This window comes from Aeromonas sp. SG16 (assembly GCF_024436135.1).
Taxonomy (GTDB): domain Bacteria; phylum Pseudomonadota; class Gammaproteobacteria; order Enterobacterales; family Aeromonadaceae; genus Aeromonas; species Aeromonas jandaei.
Window position 1 is genome coordinate 110,642 of the sequence record NZ_JANFNW010000003.1, and the last position, 18,115, is coordinate 128,756.

Annotated in this window: 17 protein-coding genes; 8 read left to right on the forward strand and 9 right to left on the reverse strand. The window is 56.7% G+C overall.

Annotation, left to right across the window (positions count from 1 at the left end; all coding sequences use genetic code 11):
* Window positions 1-11: 11 nt before the first annotated feature.
* The 3 genes from NOM67_RS10525 to NOM67_RS10535 are packed head-to-tail and all read left to right on the forward strand — an operon-like array spanning window position 12 to window position 2,787.
* On the forward strand, window positions 12-626 hold the full coding sequence (locus tag NOM67_RS10525; protein ID WP_255936821.1) for a glutathione S-transferase family protein: 615 nt from the start codon (window positions 12-14) through the stop codon (window positions 624-626).
* Complete coding sequence (locus NOM67_RS10530; protein WP_255936823.1) at window positions 626-2,230, forward strand: GNAT family N-acetyltransferase; 1,605 nt, start codon at window positions 626-628, stop codon at window positions 2,228-2,230. Before NOM67_RS10525 ends, NOM67_RS10530 begins: the two co-directional genes overlap by 1 nt.
* Before the next feature lie 32 nt (window positions 2,231-2,262).
* Window positions 2,263-2,787, forward strand: a complete 525-nt coding sequence (locus NOM67_RS10535; protein WP_033114421.1) for a GNAT family N-acetyltransferase — start codon at window positions 2,263-2,265, stop codon at window positions 2,785-2,787.
* A 51-nt stretch (window positions 2,788-2,838) separates the two neighbouring features.
* Here the strand turns inward: NOM67_RS10535 and NOM67_RS10540 are convergent, their stop codons facing one another.
* From NOM67_RS10540 to NOM67_RS10555, 4 genes are all read right to left on the reverse strand, one after another.
* The gene (locus NOM67_RS10540) at window positions 2,839-3,258 is read right to left on the reverse strand and encodes a hypothetical protein (protein ID WP_041208885.1); all 420 of its coding nucleotides are present in this window, start codon (window positions 3,256-3,258) and stop codon (window positions 2,839-2,841) included.
* Between the two features lie 202 nt (window positions 3,259-3,460).
* Entirely contained in the window at window positions 3,461-4,405 is a 945-nt protein-coding gene (locus NOM67_RS10545) for a PfkB family carbohydrate kinase (RefSeq protein WP_255936826.1), read from the reverse strand.
* 1 nt (window position 4,406) lies between these two features.
* Window positions 4,407-5,789 carry a cytosine permease gene (locus NOM67_RS10550; protein ID WP_043850381.1) on the reverse strand — a complete coding sequence of 461 codons (1,383 nt, stop codon included), beginning with the start codon at window positions 5,787-5,789 and terminating at the stop codon, window positions 4,407-4,409.
* 2 nt (window positions 5,790-5,791) lie between these two features.
* A complete protein-coding gene (locus NOM67_RS10555; protein ID WP_033114417.1) occupies window positions 5,792-6,814 on the reverse strand; it encodes an ADP-ribosylglycohydrolase family protein in 1,023 nt (340 codons plus the stop codon).
* A gap of 152 nt (window positions 6,815-6,966) precedes the next feature.
* Between NOM67_RS10555 and NOM67_RS10560 the strand changes: the two genes are divergently transcribed.
* The 5 genes from NOM67_RS10560 to NOM67_RS10580 all read left to right on the forward strand — a co-directional run bounded on the left by NOM67_RS10560 (window position 6,967) and on the right by NOM67_RS10580 (window position 12,776).
* Window positions 6,967-7,725 (forward strand): GntR family transcriptional regulator, encoded by a 759-nt coding sequence (locus NOM67_RS10560; RefSeq protein ID WP_156853279.1) that lies wholly within the window; start codon window positions 6,967-6,969, stop codon window positions 7,723-7,725.
* Between the two features lie 414 nt (window positions 7,726-8,139).
* A complete protein-coding gene (locus NOM67_RS10565) occupies window positions 8,140-9,471 on the forward strand; it encodes an FAD-dependent oxidoreductase (RefSeq protein ID WP_156853280.1) in 1,332 nt (443 codons plus the stop codon).
* 10 nt (window positions 9,472-9,481) lie between these two features.
* A complete protein-coding gene (locus NOM67_RS10570) occupies window positions 9,482-11,029 on the forward strand; it encodes an FAD-dependent oxidoreductase (protein WP_156853281.1) in 1,548 nt (515 codons plus the stop codon).
* Window positions 11,030-11,189: 160 nt separating this feature from the next.
* Window positions 11,190-11,516 (forward strand): hypothetical protein, encoded by a 327-nt coding sequence (locus tag NOM67_RS10575; protein ID WP_104014220.1) that lies wholly within the window; start codon window positions 11,190-11,192, stop codon window positions 11,514-11,516.
* A gap of 117 nt (window positions 11,517-11,633) precedes the next feature.
* Window positions 11,634-12,776, forward strand: a complete 1,143-nt coding sequence (locus NOM67_RS10580; RefSeq protein WP_255936833.1) for a heparan-alpha-glucosaminide N-acetyltransferase domain-containing protein — start codon at window positions 11,634-11,636, stop codon at window positions 12,774-12,776.
* Between the two features lie 69 nt (window positions 12,777-12,845).
* Here NOM67_RS10580 and NOM67_RS10585 read toward each other — a convergent pair whose 3' ends face one another.
* The 5 genes from NOM67_RS10585 to NOM67_RS10605 form a co-directional block, all read right to left on the reverse strand.
* Complete coding sequence (locus NOM67_RS10585; RefSeq protein ID WP_255936836.1) at window positions 12,846-13,976, reverse strand: cupin domain-containing protein; 1,131 nt, start codon at window positions 13,974-13,976, stop codon at window positions 12,846-12,848.
* Between the two features lie 165 nt (window positions 13,977-14,141).
* Window positions 14,142-15,512 (reverse strand): adenylosuccinate lyase, encoded by a 1,371-nt coding sequence (purB, locus tag NOM67_RS10590; RefSeq protein ID WP_041208877.1) that lies wholly within the window; start codon window positions 15,510-15,512, stop codon window positions 14,142-14,144.
* A 122-nt stretch (window positions 15,513-15,634) separates the two neighbouring features.
* Window positions 15,635-16,249, reverse strand: a complete 615-nt coding sequence (hflD, locus tag NOM67_RS10595; protein ID WP_041208876.1) for a high frequency lysogenization protein HflD — start codon at window positions 16,247-16,249, stop codon at window positions 15,635-15,637.
* A gap of 23 nt (window positions 16,250-16,272) precedes the next feature.
* Window positions 16,273-17,379 carry a tRNA 2-thiouridine(34) synthase MnmA gene (mnmA, locus tag NOM67_RS10600; protein WP_005353619.1) on the reverse strand — a complete coding sequence of 369 codons (1,107 nt, stop codon included), beginning with the start codon at window positions 17,377-17,379 and terminating at the stop codon, window positions 16,273-16,275.
* Window positions 17,380-17,529: 150 nt separating this feature from the next.
* Complete coding sequence (locus NOM67_RS10605) at window positions 17,530-18,033, reverse strand: NUDIX hydrolase (protein WP_255936839.1); 504 nt, start codon at window positions 18,031-18,033, stop codon at window positions 17,530-17,532.
* Window positions 18,034-18,115 lie beyond the last annotated feature (82 nt).

The window sequence follows — 18,115 nt, forward strand, 5'->3', positions numbered from 1 at the left end:
AAGGAGTGTGCATGCGTCTGCATGGTGATCTGCGCTCCGGCAACTGCTACAAGGCGTGGTTGCTGGCGCGCTGGCTTGAACTGCCCCTCGAGTGGGTGGCGGTCGATATCGCGGCGGGGGAGACTCAAACCCCCGATTTTCTGGCGATGAACCCCAACGGCAAGATCCCGGTACTGGAGCTTGCTCCCGGCGATCTGCTGGCCGAATCCAATGCCATCCTCTTCTATCTGGCGCAGGGCTCGTCTTTGTGGCCGATCGATCCGCGTCTGCAGGCCGACGTGCTCAAATGGATGTTCTTCGAGCAGTACAGCCATGAGCCCTATATTGCGGTGGCCCGTTTTATCGTTCGTTATCTGGGGCGGCCCGAGTCGCAGGAGGCGCGGCTCGACGGGCTGAAGGCCGGTGGCGAGAAGGCGCTGGCGGTGATGGAGCAGCAACTGAAAAAGAGCCCCTATCTGTGCGGCGAGGCGCCGACCATCGCCGATATCGCTCTCTACGCCTACACCCATGTGGTGGAGGAGGGGATCTTCTCCCTGCAGGGGTGGCCCGCCATTCGTGACTGGATTGCCCGCATCGAGGCGCATCCTCATCACATGAGCCTGCCTGCGGCCTGTCAGGCGGGCTGATGGAGCTGTTGATCGAGGGGAGCCTGTGGCAACCCCACTGGAACGAGGTGGTGGGCCACTGGCAGCAGCAGGGCCATCGCTGGCAGCTGCTCTTGGGTAAGGAGGCTGCCACCACCCTCGAGCACCAGAGCGCCCCCTGGGCAGGTCTGACCCCTGATGGCGTGATCTGTCCCGGTGCCCTGCTGGCCACCTGGCTTGATGGGGATTTGTTGCCGCAACACCACGCCGATCCTACCCAGCAGATCCTTCTCAGTGGTTCAGCTTCCTTGCTGACGCTGGCCCGGGAGCAGGGACTGCTCACGCTGGGGACGGTTGGCGCCGATCTGACGCTGGATGCACACGCGGATCTGGGTGCTCTGCTCAATCGTCTGCTTGCGCGTCGCCTGCGGATACCCTCTTTACGGGAACAAGATTGCGATGCTCCACTGCAACTGCGGGCACTGTGCGCCGAGGATGAACAAGAGATCGTGCGCTATTGCAGCGATGAGGCGATCGCCCGCTACACCCTCAATATTCCCCACCCCTATCCACCGGAGGGGGCCCGCGACTGGCTGGCCCTATGCTGGCGCAGAGCGGCGCTTGGCCTTGGCTGGAGCTGGGCCATCACCTTGCCGCAAGGGGAGGCAGAAGCGCCCCTTGTCGGCGTCATCTCGCTGCACTGGAATGGCGAGCTGGCCTGGTGGGTCGGTGTCCCCTGGCAGGGATGCGGCATTGCCACCCGGGCGGCCAGACTGGTCAAGGCATTCGCCTTTGACCAGCTGCATCTGCCCGCCATCACGGCTCGCCATATGCCGCAGAATCTGGCTTCCGGCCGGGTGATGGCCAAGCTTGGCATGGTTGAGCAGGGGCTGCGTCTGATTGACGGCCATCAGCCGTGCGAGGTGCGCTACTGGCGGCTGGATCGCCGTCCAGCCATTACTGGTGCGTTGCAGCAGGCGCTGGTCAGATGGCAACGGGATGAGCGGATCGCGGTAGTGATCCTCTGCGATCCGGCTGTGTGCGAAGCGAAGCTGCCCGTCATCTCCCTCTTTCTGGCCGACATGGATGCTGACGAGGCTCGGCTATTTGCTGATCCGCAGCTGAAGGCCGAGGGATATCAGTTGCACTGCTATCCCCTCTCACGGCTTGAGGCAGCAGAGCCCGAGCTGTTCCACCATGCCGGTGGTCTGCTGCTAAAGGATGAGGGTGATATAGGGCTGGAGTGGTTGCTGCAATTCGCGGCACTGCTGCGCCAAGGGCCCACTTCGCTGACGCTGACAGAACGGCGCGAGCGGCTTGGCTGGATCAGTCGGCTACTTGCCGATGGGGATGGATTGACGGCTGAGAGCGCGCTCCCCCTGCGCCATCGCCTGATGAGGTTGCTGGTGGAGTTGCCGGAGCTGATGGATGAGCTGGATGGCCGCTGGCATCCGGGGCCGGAGCGGACGTTTGCGCGGCTGGCGCGGAATTCCCCCTCCTTGCTGAGTGCCTATCAGAGGGTGCTGGCCCAGCCCGCACCGGACAACTGGCGAGCCTTGCGAGAGCAGTTTGCCGAACGTTTTCCTGAGTGCACCCTCCCATTTCTGGACAAAGGTGCTCAGGAGCGGAGGCAGTTTGTGGAATAATGGCCGCTCTGCTGTACGAGGAGTAATACCTGATGTTGAGAACCGAGCGCCCCGGTGACATGCTGCCGGTCTATGAGCTGGTCACTGCCGCTTTTGGCCGCACCGATGAGGCCGAGCTGGTCAACCGTCTGCGCGAGTGTGGTGCCGCCGTGGTGACCATGGTCGAAGAGGAAGAGTACGAGTTCATGGGCCACCTGATGCTAAGCCCGATCACCATTAACGGTGTCGAGGGGCCCTGGCTTGGGCTGGCACCGGTTGCGGTGCATCCTGATTGGCAGGGGCAGGGGATTGGCTCCGATCTCATCCGTGAAGGGCTTGATACGGCGCTCGAGATGGACTGGAAAGGGGTGGTGGTGCTCGGCGATCCGGCCTACTACAGTCGCTTCGGTTTCCGTCCCGCCAGCGAATTTGGCCTGCACTGCATCTACGAGGTGCCGGCAGAGTGCTTTATGGCGATGGAGCTGCAGCCGGGTGGCCTTGCCAATGTGGCGGGCGAGGTGCTCTACCATCCTCTCTTTGACGAGCTGCCCGACGAAGTGGCGGAAGGATCTCACTGATAGCAAAAAGCCCTCATGAAGAGGGCTTTTTCATTAGCGGATGTTGGTCTGTCAGGCAGTGATATCGAGCAGGGAGCCCTTGGGCTTCTCTTCACCGACCATACTGCCCATCTGCTGGCCGAGCGGGCTCTGCTGGAATTGCAGGTAGTCACTCAGGTTCTGCTGGCGCTGGTAGCGGTTGGCCGCCTGATAGACGTCACTGGCGCTCGGGCCGCTATTTTCGTTGCTCTCTGTATCGCTGGCTTCCATATAGCGTTCGACTACCGCCTTGTTCTGCTGCGCAGCCGAGTAGGAGACCGCCATGGTGCGGCGGGCAGTTGCCTGATCCTCACGCTGAGTTTCAACCTCGTCTTTCTTGTCCAGCACCTTGTTTTGAGCCTGATTGATCTGCTCCGGTGTGACCTCGGGATAAGAGGGATATTTGCCGTAATCGGGGCGCATGATGGGCATGGAGGCTGAGTTGATTTGCATGATCGCTTCTCTGACTGATCGGGAACCTGCTCATAATACTAGCTCTCCTCTGGTCAATAAAACACCAAGTGAAGTGCCGTCAAGATCCGGTTCAGTTTCGCAAATCGTCTGTGACAGAGGGGTTGGGTGAACAGTGTGGGGGAAGTGGTTGCTGCCATTGAAAAAATGCCCGCTTCGGTGGTGCCGGAGCGGGCCAAAGCGATCACGCAGCGGTGATCACAGGCAAGTCGTAATTGACCAGTTCAGCGCGGGTTGGTGCACCATCGGCGCCGGGACGGCTGACCACGATGGCGGCCACCAGATTGCCGAGGCGAACAGCCTCTGCCAACGGCAGGCCGCTGGCGAGCCCCATCAGGGTGCCGCCGCCGTGGGCATCGCCCGCCCCGACGGTATCGCAGAGGGTCACCGCAACGGGATGTACCCGCAGGCATTGACCATCCGGGGTGCCTACCAGTGCTCCCTCTTTATCTTCCCGCACGATAAGAGCAGCCCTGTGTTGCCGGCAGAAGCTGGCCACGGTTGCTGTGCTGGCGGGGGCCCCCAGCAGCACGGCCGCCTCTTCACGATTGAGGGAGAAGAGGGCGCCACGGGCCAGCAGAGCGGCAATCTCGTCAGCGGTCAGAGCACCGATGCGGGGGCCCGGATCGATGAACGGTGTGATGCGCTCGGGCAGCTGTAGCAACCACTCCAGCAGCGGCGCCCCCTGGGTGCCGGTCAGCTCGTAGCCGGAGGCATAGACCCACCCTGTGCCAGCTGGTAGCAGACGACTCAGTGCCGCGGTATCCCAGTACTGCTCGCACCCTTCCACCGTGATGAAGGTGCGCTCGCCATCGGGCTCGACCAGTGCCAGACACCAGCCATTGTCGTGAGCCGGATCGCGCAACTGGACTGGCAGCGACTCCGCTGCCATCGCTGCTTCCACCGCCGTTCCCCAGCTGCCTTGGCCGACGGTAATGCCGTTGATCACCGGGGCGCCGAGCCGGGCGAGGGCGCGAGCCACGTTGAAGGCACAGCCACCGATCTGGCGGCCGCTCTCGCGGGCTACTTCATCGCCGCCTGAGACGGGGAGGCGGTTCATCTCCAGCATCACGTCGCCAAAGGCGGCGCCAATCACCATGACCGGCATGGTCGGAACGGGCGGAGTCATCTCAGAGACTCCTCATGCGGGGCAGCAGCAGGGCATAGAGCACCAGACTGACGGCAAACGAGACAAACAGGCCGAGGCTGGAGTCGGCAAAGACGCCGATGGCCAGCGGGCCGTCGATAAAGCCGGTCTTGGTGACCATCAGGCCGCTGATGGAGCCGGCGAGCCAGCAGAGCAGCGGCCCCTTGCGCACCCCGGTATCACCGTAGAGGGCCAGATAGTCGTAACCCTGATGACGGCGCAGCGCCAGATAATCGAGGATGAAGATGGCAGCCCAGGAGGCCAGGAAGAGGCCGCAGAAGATCAGGAAGGCGATAAAGGGGCCAAGGAAGTCGCCGGAGACAAACAGCACGTAGAGCGCGACGCCGACGACCAGCACGGCATCCAGCATGACGGCGTGGGACTGGCGCAGCTTGACCCCCATGCTCAGCAGGTTGAGGCTGGCGGAGTAGAGGCTCAGCACGGCGATGGTGACGATGCCGGCGACCGCGGCGGCCAGATAGGGGATCGCCATCCAGGCCGGCAGCAGCTTGCCGATTGCCGCGATGGGGTTCTCGGTAGAGGCGAGATCGGGGATCTGGGCAGTGAGCAGAATGCCGGCGAACATCAGCAGGATGAGGGGCAGGGAGGCGCCCACCACCACGGATGAGAAGATGGTGCCGGGGCGTGATTTTTCGCTCTGGTCGCGGCTGTAGTCGGCGCCGGCGATGGCCCAGCTGATGCCGGTACCGGCGGCAATCACCGACACGGCGGGCAGAAAGCCGGTCAGCCAGTCACCGGAGGGGAGCGCCATGATCACCTGCCAGTTGGCGTTGGCCATCAGATAGAGCACCACGATCAGGGTCATCACCCCGAAGGTGCGGGTGATCCACTTCTGCATCATCAGCACGGTATTTTGCCCCAGCAGCGAGACCACCACGGTCAGGCCGCCAAAGAGCAGCAGGGAGAGGGCAGTGATCCAGTGGGACTCCGCCAGCCCCATGGCGGAAAACAGCGCCGCCAGCGTCAGGGTACCGGTGACCAGATTGACTGCTTCCCAGCCCATCAGGTTGATCCAGCAGAAGGCGGTGGGGGCGATATTGCCCCGCTTGCCAAAGCAGATGCGGGAGAGGGTGAGGGTGGTGGTGCGGCCGCGCTTGCCCGCCATGCTGGTGATCCCCACCAGCGCGAAAGAGGCGACCCCGGCAACCGCCGCCAGCAGCGATTGCCAGAAGGAGAGGCCAAAGGAGACCACCACGGCGCCGTAGACGACCCCCAGAATGCCGATATTGGCGGCACACCAGACGAAGAAGAGCTCCGCCGGTTGCTTGGTTCGCTCGTGGGGAGGGATGAGATCGATGCCGCTGGAAGTCTGTTCCGGCTGCATCTCGGTTGCTTGCTGGCTCATAGTCATACGTCCTGTTGCCGATAGTGAGCAAGGGCTTCGGCATAGGGGCCGAAGTCAATCCGGTTTGCTTGATCAATCAGTTGGCGCGCTGCCAGCGGCAGGGCCGAGATGCCGCTGAGGGCACCGCAGATGGCGGTGGCCATGGCACCTATGGTGTCGGTATCGCCGCCAAGGTTGGCGCACAGCTGGGCGCAGAGCATGGGATCCCCTTCGGAGAGCTCCACTATGCCCAGCGCGGCGGGGATAGATTCAATCACATCCATGCCGGAACCGATCAGGTCATAGATATCGTCCAGACCCGATTCGATGGTCGGTGCTTTGTCGACAGCGGTGAAGGCGAGTTCGATGCGGCGGCCAAGGGAGGCGCTGAAGGTGGAGGCGAAACGGCTCTGCACCTCTTGCGCGAGGGGGGGCAGTTCGGTACGAATGGTTGCCCACTTGGCCCCTTCAATGGCGCGGCTGATGGCCCAGGCGATCACTACGGAGCCAGCGATGGCGATATCCGACTTGTGGGTCGGCACGCAGGCAAGGCGCACGGCCTCGATAAAGGCCTCCTTGTCACTGGTCGGCATCAGGCAGCCGATGGGGGCGATACGCATCGGGGCGCCGTTGGTCACGCCGTTGGCCTGGATCTCCTCAAGGGGGATCCCCTGCTGCAGGGCGATCAGGGCTCCCTTGGAGGTAGGGCCCAGAATATTTTTGCTAAAGGCGTCGATCCCCTCGGCCCACTTCATGATGTGGCGGGCGATGGTCAGTGGTTTGATCTCCCCCTGCTCCTCGATGATGGCATCCATCAGGGCAACCATCTGGCTGGTATCATCGGTAAACTGGCCGCGCACGAATTCGTTGGCGGCGATGTTCTCCTCGGGGCCGTCGAGGAAGTCATGGATCCAGCCGAAGAAGGCACGCACCTTCTCGCGGGACCAGAGCTCCGATGGCATGCCAAAGGCATCGCCCACCGCTTGTCCATAGAGACAACCCAGAATACGCTGCTGTTGAAGTGAGGTAGAGCTTGATGGGGTCATGACGATATCGATCACCTTTTTGTGTAGTCCAGTTGCAGTCCAATGGGTATTATACACATCCAGTGTCAGTCCAGTGTGAACCATAACGCATTTTAAAGTAAAGTGGACTGGACCCATTTGTTTATGTTTTTGCATCTTTAGACGAGAGCGCTATGCAGAGAGAGAGTGCTGAACACCTGTTTGACGAGTTGAAACAACGGCTGGCCTGTGCAGGGGATGAGCCGCTCTATCTCATTCTGGCGCAGGGGCTGCAGCAGGCTATCGGGCGCAAACTGCTGCCCCACGGCTGCGTGCTCCCCTCCGAGCGTCAGCTCTCCGACAGTCTCGCCCTCTCCCGGGCCACCGTGGTCAAGGGGATCTCCCTGCTGGCGGAGCAGGGGCTGGTGATCAAGCAGCAGGGCAAGGGCACCGTCGTGCACGCTCCGTTTACCTATAACCTCGCCGGTGGCAGTTTTACCGCCCAGTTGAGCCAGCTCGGGGCGCTGAGCGATCGCTGGCTGGCGCGCGAGCTGGTGGCCGCCAGCGCCGAGCAGGCTGCCCTGATGGGGGTGGCTGAGGGCACAGAAATCGCCAAGATCCGCCGGGTGCGCTGCGTCAACGATGACCCCACCTCCATCGAGACCACCTATATCCCTCGCCAGTTCCTGCCCCGCCCCGATCTGCTGGAGGGCTCGCTCTACGCCCACTGGCGAGAGGAGGGGATTGAGCCTGTCGCCCAGCAGTACCAGATCCACCAGCAGGTGCCGAGCCAGACCGAGAGCGCCATGCTGGGATTGCCGGTCGGCATGCCGGTGCTGGCCGTGATGCAGCGCAGCTACACGGCTCAGGGTGAGCTGCTGGAGGTGAGCCAGAGCCTCTGCCGTGGCGATAGCTACAGCTTTACCTTCAACAGCGGCGCCATTCCTGGCTGAACCGTTGGGCACATAGCAATAAAAAAGGCGCCATAAGGCGCCTTTTGTCGTACAGGTTTTCACATAGGGCAGTAGTGATGGTGAAACGAGCCATCTGTCATGTTCAATCATGCATTACTATTGATTTTAAATAGTATTTTTCCTCTGCCCCTGTCTGTATCCCCATCATATTCACTGCATGGATGCGGCTGTTTGCTGGATGGCTCATCCCCATTCTTCTCACTGCATGATTCAAGAAACAGCGTTTGATAGTGATGTTGCTATTGACTTGTAGCAAGCCCTTACAGTAGTTTTGAGCGGTCGCTCAAAAAGAGTGAATGTTGTCTGAAATGTTTCACCGGTTGCAGTGACAATATTGCCTCTAACCAATCGGTTTACTGGCAACTTGGTCATAGGAGAGGAGACGCTAATACCATGGGCGAGTTGAATTCTGCGGTTACCGATAGATGGCAAGTCATAGTGATTGGCGCCGGTGTGGCAGGTCTTGTCGCGGCTAAAAAATTGCGTGATGCCGGATACCACGTATTGGTACTTGAAGCCCGGGATCGTATTGGGGGGCGTTTGCATACCTCTTCGCAGTGGGCGGGGCCTGCTATCGATCTTGGGGCAACATGGATTCACGGTGCCGGGCCACAAAATCCTGTTTCAAGATTGGTTGATGAGCTGGGTATCAAGCACTTTTCCACCGATTCGGAGAGCGCAGATATTTTTTATGGCGGTTCTCATAAACTGAGTTCATCCCAGTATGCACGCCTTACTTTGATTGAAGATGAAATATCTGCTGCAATAATGATTTTGCAGGATGCGGAACGTGATGTCTCATTGCGGGATGGCATTTACTCCCATCTTTCCTACTCCTCACGCTCTGAAGAAGAACAACGAATTATCGATTTTGTTTTAAGTAGCACCATAGAGCATGAGTATGGCGGATCCATAGAACAGCTCTCTTCATATTGGTTTGATAGTGATGAAGATTTTTCTGGTGATGAATGGGTTTTGTATAACGGTTATCAGTCCGTTGTCGAGTACCTTGCTCAGGATTTAGATATCCGGCTTGAACAGGAAATTATAAAAGTTGAATATGAGAGTAATGCAGAGGTTATCGTTAAAACAAAAAGCCGGACATATCAAGCTGCGCAAGTAATTGTCACTTTACCACTGGGCGTTTTGAAATCAGGTCGTGTGGAATTTCAACCACCATTGCCAGGCAGGAAAGCACAAGCAATTAAAAAACTTGGTGTTGGTACGCTGAATAAATGTTGCCTCCATTTCCCCTACGCATTTTGGGATACTCGCTACGACTGGATTAACAATATCCCCGATACTGGCAATAAAGGACAATGGGTTGAATGGGCCAGCTTGGCCAAACATACCAATCAGCCAGTTTTGATTGGCTTTAATGCTGCCGAGTTTGCGCTTCATGTTGAACAGCTGGACGATCAGGATACAGTGTCCAGTGCGATGGCAGCATTGAGAGCCATGTATGGTGCAAATATTCCAGACCCGGTGAGCTACTTGATTACACGCTGGAGTGCGGATCCTTATGCTATGGGAGCTTATTCATACAACGGATTGGGCGCAACTCCCAAGGCTAGGGACGATTTGGCGAAGAGTATTGCACATCGTCTCTTTTTTGCTGGTGAGGCGACCGAGAGACACTTCTTTCAGACGGTACATGGTGCCTATTTATCTGGTGTAAGGGCAGCTGATGAGGTTATCTCCTCCGGTCTAAATCGCATCCCTTAATGAACGTAAAATGGGTGATGGAAAAGATAGAGGTGACACTATGCAGAATAATATAAGAAATGGTTTAAATAAGAAGGTTGCCTTCATAGGTATATGTTGTTTGCTGCCGGTAACTATTCTTTGTGCTCGTGAGTCTGGCGTGCAGCCAGCTCAAGTTGAGTTTCATGATATAGTGATCGTCGGTGGCGGTATATCAGGTCTTACCGCAGGATATTTTCTGAAAGATAAAGATCTTGTCTTGTTGGAAAAAAATGACACTGTTGGTGGGCGTACCTCTTCAGGACACCATAAACAGTTTACCTATGCCAAAGGTACAGAATATCTGGGGGAGCCCGATGATGTGCTGGCAGGTATGGTGAGCAAGCTCGGTCTTGAAATGAAAGAAATCCCCTCACCAATGGATGCTATTTATGATGGGGAATCTATCAGTTATGGTAGTGATGGTATTGCCAGACATTTGATAAAGCATAGTGATCTGGAAACATATAATAATTTCATCAAACTAATTTCATCAGAATATAAGCATTACGATGAAATACCTGATACGGAATATAATGATCGTACGAAAAAAATGGATTATATGGATGCCAAAAGCTGGTTAACAGCGAATGGAATTCCTGAGGTTTATATAGATAAATACAATGTGACCAGCCGTGGGCTTTTTGGGGCTGGTCTGCAGGAGATATCTGCACTGAGTCTGATCCCCGAGGTCGCATTTGATTATGACGATGACGAACATGGTTATGTGCTGGATGATGAACCTGGCAGTGCTGCGGAGCAGTATGCAGAGGCGAAAAAAGAGAGTTCCAACTCTTACACCTTTACCAAGGGTATCTCCGAGCTGACTGACAAGTTGGGGCATGCGTTGAATGGCAAGCTCAGAGCCGGGAGTACAGTCACCGGTATTACCAGACAAGGTGAAAATTATGCAGTGGTATACACCCAAAAAGGGGGCAAGCAAGCCACTATTCTGGCCAGGAGAGTTGTCATTGCGACCCCGGCTCCGGTGACTCTGAAGATCGCTGATGCTGTTTTGTCGTCAGAGCGTAAAGAGATCATGAAGGGGATAACTTACGCTCCTTATGTTACGGTCGCACTATTCTCTGATACGCCGATATTTGACAAGGCGTTTGATTTGGCCGTGCCAGACAGTTACTTCTTCACTGATGTTTATGATGCTACCTGGGTTGAACGGTTTTACGATCAGCAGAAAAAAGATCGAGCCAATATCATTTCTGTCTACATCGCTCCCAAGACCAGTCATGATCAGTCAATTTTGACCATGAGCGATCATGAGTTGCTGAAGAATGTCTATCGTGATTTGGATAAAATATTTTCCGCAGCAAGTAAAAAAATTACAGGTTACGATATTGAGCGATTCCCATATGGCTATCCAGTGATGTCATTGGGGGCATATGACAGATTGCTCAAACTGAATAACAGTGATGATGACTCGATAGTGTTGGCGGGCGACTATATGATCTACCCAACTTTTGAGGCAGCAGTGCAATCTGGTTACTATGCGGCAGAAAAAATCCTTGAGGCAGATCACGACTGACACAATAATTTAACTGCAGACGGAGATATAAATCTGGAGATGGAGTAATACCTTGCATGGTATTGCTCCTTCTTGCCATGTAACCAACCGGGATCTATATTTCATAAGCGCTGATGATAGTATGGTGATGTGAATATAATTCCGGTTTCAGGGGGAGTAAATGAAAGATGATAAAATAACCAATCTACGAGCACCAATGGTAACTGCCAACGGTATTATCTTGGGCTTTTTGCTCAATTATATGGCGACATGGGTGCGTGGTGACGTCGAACATGTTGGCTCTGCGTGGCAGGCATATTTGATCGGCATGTGTGTGTTCTCTGGCACAGTGAGCATGATCTTTGTATTGTTCAGAATATTAAGTGTCCGTCAGGATGATGATGCACTGACTTATTATAGACACACTCTCTATCTTTTTATATTTGGTATCAGTATCGCCTTTTTTGGTGTGTTCTTTGATATGTTTATGACGTTTATGGTGGAATGACCATATAAGACGAGTTTCTCTATAAGTTTGAGGTTATACGTTATGGCATTGTTAGCAATGCCATATTGTTGCATGGCTATGCCGTAACCAGTGATATGAATTAAAGGCAGGTGAGATATGTTTTCTCCGGATAAAGTAAACAGTGGTCGGCAACCTGAGCTAGATATAGCCAGAGGCTTAGCCGTGCTATTTATGATTATCATCCATGTACAATTGGTTTTTGCCAATGCAGGAGTATGGGACACACTACTGGCTGATATAAATGATTTTAATGGGGATATTCCTGCTGCCCCCATGTTCATGTTTCTGCTTGGTATCGGCATAAATTATTCAAGGAAGAATCAACCGGCATCAATGGCCTGGCGTGGTCTTGCTCTGCTATGTACAGCCTACCTGCTCAGTTTTGTACGTGGATTCATCCCAAACGTAATTATGGGATTCAATAGCGCAGACATCAGCTATCTCTACAAGGGATTCAATGAGCTGATGATTGTGGATATCCTGCAATTTTCAGGGTTGGCAATGATCATGTTTGCTGGCTTCAATTTCTTCCAGTTTAACAAGATTGCTATCGGTATCACCGGATTGGTTTTTGCCCTGATAAATATTTTGCTATTGCCAGTGCAAACCCAGACTCTGCCCGTATCTTCTCTGGCTGGACTTTTTTGGGGAAGTAATGAAAGTTCATATTTCCCATTCCTGACATGGGCATTTTACCCCATCGCCGGATATATTTTTGGCGATTATCTGATCCGCTGCACTGATAAAAGAAAGTTTTATCTGATATCGGGGGTTGTTGCGGCAGTCGTATTTTTCTTCGGTATATACCTTTTCAATTTTTTGTTCTCTATTCCAACAGGTATGAATCTTGAGACTGGTTATTACCATCATATCTTGACGGATAATATCACTTTTACTGGTGGTGTCATATTTGAACTCGCTATATTGAGTTATCTGGTACGTTATGTACCTGGTTTTATCAAGGATATCGCGGGTCGCTGGAGTAAAAATGTTACCCCGATTTACTGCATTCACTGGGTGATCATTTCATGGCTGACTTTGGCTATTCCGGGACAAAGTTTGAGCATGGCGAGCTTTATTGTACTGACGGCAGGGATTGTGGTGGTCAGTGATGTGTTGGCAACGATATATGCAAATTGGAAAGCGGGGGACGGTCAGAGGCATTTCTCATCCACGACCCTGATCCTGGTTGGAGCCCTGCTCGCGACTATGCTGGTGCTCTTTCTTTTTCATAAATGATGTGCGCTGCATTAAACAGAAAAAGGAGGGATACCCCTCCTTTTTTATCTCTGCGCGACGGTTGTCGGATCAGTTGAAGAACCAGTACCCGCGGTTGACCAGTCGGGTCAGCAGTTGCAGGAAACCGGCCTGATCGGCCAGCTCCACCATGTCGGCCTGAGTGATGATGTCTTTGTCACACAACAGCGAAATGGCTGCCGCATCTTCGCTCTGCAGGGTCCAGGCTTCGCCATCGATATAGCACTGCTGGCTCTCGCCGCTGAACCAGACGCTGCGCAGGCCCGGCACCTTGATGGCAGGCTCGCCCTGGGTCAGCAGGTCGGCTACCTCCTCGGCGCTGTAGTCCGGCTCGACCGGATTGACATCCAGATCGTGCTTGGCCTCTGAGATCATGGTGCCGAACCACTCCTTGAACAGGGTCTCGTCATCGAGCGCCTGTTGCATCAGCTCGCGCAGACGATGCAGCTCGTGGGGCTGGATCTCGCCGTGACGGGCACGGGGTTTGAGGTCGGCATCGCCGTAACGCTCGGTACGCACCTCGTTGTCGATCAGGTGATCGGCAAAGGAGGAGATAAGCGCCTTGGCATCCGGCGCGCGGAAGCCCACCGAGAAGTTCATGGAGGGCTCGATGGCGTAGCCTTCGTGGGGGAATCCGGGCGGAATGTAGAGGATGTCGCCCGGCTCCATGATGACGTCGATGATCGCCTCGAATGGCTCGCAGTGCAGCAATGCGGCGTGGGCGGCAAACTCGTTGAGGGGCTTGGCATCGCCAACCCGCCAGTGGCGCTTGCCGATACCCTGGGTGATGAAGACATCGTAGTTGTCGATGTGGGGGCCGACACCCGCGTGAGGGGTGGAGAAGCTCACCATCACATCGTCAAAGCGCCAGCCCGGAATGAACTGGAACGGCACCGCCAGCTCGTTCACCTCGGGGGCCCAGTGGTTGCATGCCTGTACCAGAATGGTCCAGTTCTCTTCGCCCAGATGGTCATAGGATTCGAAGGGGCCGTGGGCCGCATCCCACTTGCCCTCGAAACGGGTGACCAGACGGGACTCTACCACCTCCTCCATGGCCAGACCCGCCAGCTCATCCGGGCTGATGGGATCCTGAAAGTCTTTGAAGCCGCCCTTGATAAGGAGCGGGCGCTTCTGCCAGTAGTGCTCGAGGAAGTGAGCGATATCCAGATTGAGTTCGTACATAGATCTTCTCGTCAAAGGGTTCGACAAAGGTCAGGAGAGGTCTTGCCAGAGGCGGCTGCCGGCCTCGGGCAAGCCCTCTTGCAAACCGTGTATAGGGTGCCACATAAAATAACCGGGGCCCTGTTGCAGATCATGCACAGGGCCCCGGTAGTGTCATTTATCCGCTTATTTCAGCAGATCAACCAGACGCTGGGCGTCACCGATGTAGTTGGCCGGGGTCAGCTTCTTCAGCTCGACCTTGACCGCTTCCGGCAGCTCCAGGGTGTCGATAAAGGTGCGCATCCCTTCGGCATCGACGCGGCGGCCACGGGTCAGCTCTTTGAGCTTCTCGTAGGGCTTCTCGATACCGTAGCGGCGCATCACGGTCTGGATCGGCTCGGCCAGCACTTCCCAGTTGGCATCCAGATCGGCGGCCATGGCGGCGTCGTTGGCTTCCAGCTTGGAGATACCCTTGAGGGTGGACTGGTAGGCGATAAGGGAATAGCCGATGGCAACACCCAGATTGCGCAGCACGGTCGAGTCGGTCAGATCACGCTGCCAGCGGGAGATGGGCAGCTTGCTCGCCAGATGCTGGAACACGGCATTGGCCAGACCCAGATTGCCTTCGGAGTTCTCGAAGTCGATGGGGTTGACCTTGTGCGGCATGGTGGAGGAGCCGATTTCGCCAGCGATGGTGCGCTGCTTGAAGTGGCCCAGTGAAATGTAACCCCACACATCGCGGTCGAAGTCGATCAGGATGGTGTTGAAGCGGGCCATGGCATCGAACAGCTCGGCGATATAGTCGTGTGGCTCGATCTGGGTAGTGTAGGGGTTCCAGGTCAGACCCAGGGAGGTAACGAACTCCTCGGAGAACTGGTGCCAGTCCACTTCCGGATAGGCGCTGATGTGGGCGTTGTAGTTGCCGACTGCGCCGTTGATCTTGCCGAGGATCTCCACCGCCATGATCTGCTTGTACTGGCGCTCCAGACGGTAGGCGACGTTGGCCATCTCCTTGCCCATGGTGCTCGGGGTCGCCGGCTGGCCGTGGGTGCGGGAGAGCAGCGGCATGTCACGGTACTCGTGAGCCAGACGCTTGATCTCGCCGATCAGCTTCTCGCAATAAGGCTTGATGACCTCTTCGCGGGCGGTTTTCAGCATCAGACCGTGGGAGTTGTTGTTGATGTCTTCCGAGGTGCAGGCGAAGTGGATGAACTCGCTGACAGCCGCCAGCTCCGGGTTCACTTCGACTTTCTCTTTGAGGAAGTACTCCACCGCTTTCACATCATGGTTGGTGGTGCGCTCGATCTGTTTGATGCGGGCGGCGTCGCTCTCGTTGAAGTTGCTGACGATGCCATCGAGCAGGGCGTTGGCGGCCGCGCTCAGGGCAGGGACTTCCGGGATCCCGGCGTGGCTGGCCAGTTTCTGCAACCAGCGAACCTCGACTTCAACGCGAAAACGCAGCAGGCCGAATTCGGAGAAGATAGGGCGCAGGGCATCGGCCTTGTCGCCATAACGACCGTCAATCGGGGAAACAGCAGTCAGCGCGGACAGCTCCATGGGGTGAACTCCTGATGATTGGTGTGGGGGATCCGTATTCACTTGCGCGCCGGTCGGGGTGTATCAAGGCTGATGTGCGGCTGTTCACCTTGTCCTCCCTCTGCCTGCGCGCAAGCCAATGATTAGTAACGCTTGGCCAGTTCCACCATCTTCTTGCGAGCGAAGATGATCTGGGTGCGGCTGCCACCGAGCTGGCGCCACAGCACCACGGCGCGGATGCCTGCCAGCAGCAGGGCGCGCACCTTGTGCTGCACCAGCGGCTGCTGCAGGAACAGCGGGGTGCCGGCCACCTGAATGCGTGGCCCGATGGGGCTGATAAGGTCGCTGTAGATGCTCGCCATGTTGGCCAGGATCTGCTCGTCGAGCAGATCGAAGTGCTGTTGCTGGCGACCGATCTGGCTGATCCGCTCACCCAGCATGTTGAGAATGTCCTTGCGCTTGGCCAGCTTGCGCTCCAGCGCAATCAGGCTCACCACATAGCGGGTCAGCTCGGCATTCTTCTGGCTGCCATCGGCACCCAGCTGCTCGACCAGCGCGCGGTAGCCGTCGCGAATGGCCAGATGGGTGTTGTTGAACACCTCGAGCGGGTGGCTCGGATTGGTCACCAGAATGCTGGAGAGGCTCTCGCGCAGGGCGGCCTCGTCACAGCTGCCGTCGCGGGCCACCTTCTGGACCAGCGCGGCCGCCTGGCAGATGCCGGCAAAGGCCATGGTTCTGTCTTGGAATTTATCGCTCACGTATGCTGCCTTTTGCTATTGGCTCAAACCGGATGGCTGAAACGCTGTTCGATGATGCCGCCGCCCAGACACACTTCCCCGTCGTAGAAGACGGCGGACTGGCCCGGGGTCACCGCAGCCTGCTTCTCGTCGAAGATGACCCGGATGGTCTCGTCGTCGATGGGCTGGATCAGGCAGGGGATATCCTGCTGGCGGTAGCGGGTCTTGACGGTGCAGCGACGCGGCTCGCGAATGGGGGTGCGATCCACCCAGTGCAATTGGCTGGCAATCAAACCATCGGAGTAGAGGCGGGGATGTTCGCCCTGCGCCACCACCAGCACGTTGCGTTCGACCTCTTTGTCGACCACATACCAGGCCTCTTCGGTGGCATCTTTGCGACCGCCGATACCGAGCCCCTTGCGCTGGCCCAGGGTGTGATACATCAGACCCTGATGCTCGCCGATCACCTTGCCATCCACGGTCTCGATTTTACCGGGCTGGGCGGGCAGGAACTTGGCCAGGAAGTCCTTGAACTTGCGCTCGCCGATAAAGCAGATACCGGTGGAGTCTTTCTTCTTGGCGGTGATGAGATCCAGCTGCTCGGCGATGCGGCGTACCTCCGGCTTCTCCAGATCGCCAACCGGGAACAGGCTCTGACCCACTTGCTTCTCGCTCAGGGTATAGAGGAAGTAGCTCTGATCCTTGTTGGTATCGAGACCGCGCAGCAGGCGCGGGCGGCCGGTGCTGTCGTCACGGCGCACATAGTGGCCGGTGGCGATGTAGGTAGCACCCAGCTCTTCGGCAGCAAATTCGAGGAACGCCTTGAACTTGATCTCCTTGTTGCAAAGGATATCCGGGTTCGGCGTGCGGCCAGCCTTGTACTCTTCGAGGAAGTGCTCGAACACATTGTCCCAGTACTCGGCCGCGAAGTTGATGGTGTGGAGTTTCATCCCCAGCTTGTCGCAGACGGCCTTGGCATCAGCCAAATCCTGGGCGGCAGAGCAGTACTCGTCCGTGTCGTCTTCTTCCCAGTTCTTCATGAACAAGCCTTCGACCTGATAGCCCTGCTGCTGGAGCAGGTAGGCCGAGACGGAAGAATCCACGCCGCCGGACATGCCGACGATCACCTTGATTTGGCTGTTGTCTGTCATTAGTCGAAGTTACCAGTTCGTTTAAACGGGGCGTATTCTACCAGAGTTTTGCGCCCCCGGTCACATCTCCATGCCACTGTCCCCATCAGGAACCTTGCGACAGGAAATCGTTTTTCTTGTGGCGATTGCCAGCGGATGCCTGCTTTACCCCTAGCTCTGGATAAAGGCCTTGAGCGCCGAGAGCGGCAGGCGTGTTCCCGCCAGATAATCCTCGATGCACTGCCATACCAAGGGGCTTCTCAGGGCCGGTTTGCACTCGGCGATCTCCTCCAGGGTGAGCCAGTGGCAGGCGAGGATATCGCCGTCAGGATCCTCTGGATGGTGCTGACCCGGTGCTTTTTCAAGGTCGAAGATGATGGCGGTGCGCACATAGGTGACCTCGCTGTCGGCCGGTTTGTAGAGATAGGTGCCAAGCCAGGAGGTAGGCGTGGCGGTCAGTCCCGTCTCCTCTTTCAGCTCGCGGCAGGCGGCGGTGAGCAGATCTTCACCGGCCTCCACATGACCGGCGGGCTGGTTGAAGCGGCGCTGGCCTTTTATCTCCTCTTCCACCACCAGAAAGCGGCCCTGCCACTGCACCAGCGCGGCGACCGTCAATCTGGCCTGCATGCGCTCGTGCGGCGTTTTCTCCTGCGATGCAGGAAGGTTATCGCTCATAAGGACTCCTTGTCTCGTTACCGGTTTGGCCCCCAGTCGGAGCAGGGGCTCGATTCAGCGCTGTTCTGTAGTGTTCGATTGC

Bases quoted from the DNA above. Each gene is read 5' to 3' on its own strand.
- NOM67_RS10570 (WP_156853281.1), top strand. From the start codon at position 9,482: ATGGGTGATGGAAAAGATAGAGGTGACACTATGCAGAATAATATAAGA.
- mnmA (WP_005353619.1), bottom strand. From the start codon at position 17,379: ATGACAGACAACAGCCAAATCAAGGTGATCGTCGGCATGTCCGGCGGC.
- NOM67_RS10580 (WP_255936833.1), top strand. From the start codon at position 11,634: ATGTTTTCTCCGGATAAAGTAAACAGTGGTCGGCAACCTGAGCTAGAT.
- purB (WP_041208877.1), bottom strand. From the start codon at position 15,512: ATGGAGCTGTCCGCGCTGACTGCTGTTTCCCCGATTGACGGTCGTTAT.
- NOM67_RS10560 (WP_156853279.1), top strand. From the start codon at position 6,967: ATGCAGAGAGAGAGTGCTGAACACCTGTTTGACGAGTTGAAACAACGG.
- NOM67_RS10535 (WP_033114421.1), top strand. From the start codon at position 2,263: ATGTTGAGAACCGAGCGCCCCGGTGACATGCTGCCGGTCTATGAGCTG.
- NOM67_RS10565 (WP_156853280.1), top strand. From the start codon at position 8,140: ATGGGCGAGTTGAATTCTGCGGTTACCGATAGATGGCAAGTCATAGTG.
- NOM67_RS10530 (WP_255936823.1), top strand. From the start codon at position 626: ATGGAGCTGTTGATCGAGGGGAGCCTGTGGCAACCCCACTGGAACGAG.
- NOM67_RS10545 (WP_255936826.1), bottom strand. From the start codon at position 4,405: ATGACTCCGCCCGTTCCGACCATGCCGGTCATGGTGATTGGCGCCGCC.
- NOM67_RS10575 (WP_104014220.1), top strand. From the start codon at position 11,190: ATGAAAGATGATAAAATAACCAATCTACGAGCACCAATGGTAACTGCC.
- NOM67_RS10550 (WP_043850381.1), bottom strand. From the start codon at position 5,789: ATGAGCCAGCAAGCAACCGAGATGCAGCCGGAACAGACTTCCAGCGGC.
- NOM67_RS10525 (WP_255936821.1), top strand. From the start codon at position 12: ATGCGTCTGCATGGTGATCTGCGCTCCGGCAACTGCTACAAGGCGTGG.
- NOM67_RS10555 (WP_033114417.1), bottom strand. From the start codon at position 6,814: ATGACCCCATCAAGCTCTACCTCACTTCAACAGCAGCGTATTCTGGGT.
- NOM67_RS10605 (WP_255936839.1), bottom strand. From the start codon at position 18,033: ATGAGCGATAACCTTCCTGCATCGCAGGAGAAAACGCCGCACGAGCGC.
- NOM67_RS10540 (WP_041208885.1), bottom strand. From the start codon at position 3,258: ATGCAAATCAACTCAGCCTCCATGCCCATCATGCGCCCCGATTACGGC.
- NOM67_RS10585 (WP_255936836.1), bottom strand. From the start codon at position 13,976: ATGTACGAACTCAATCTGGATATCGCTCACTTCCTCGAGCACTACTGG.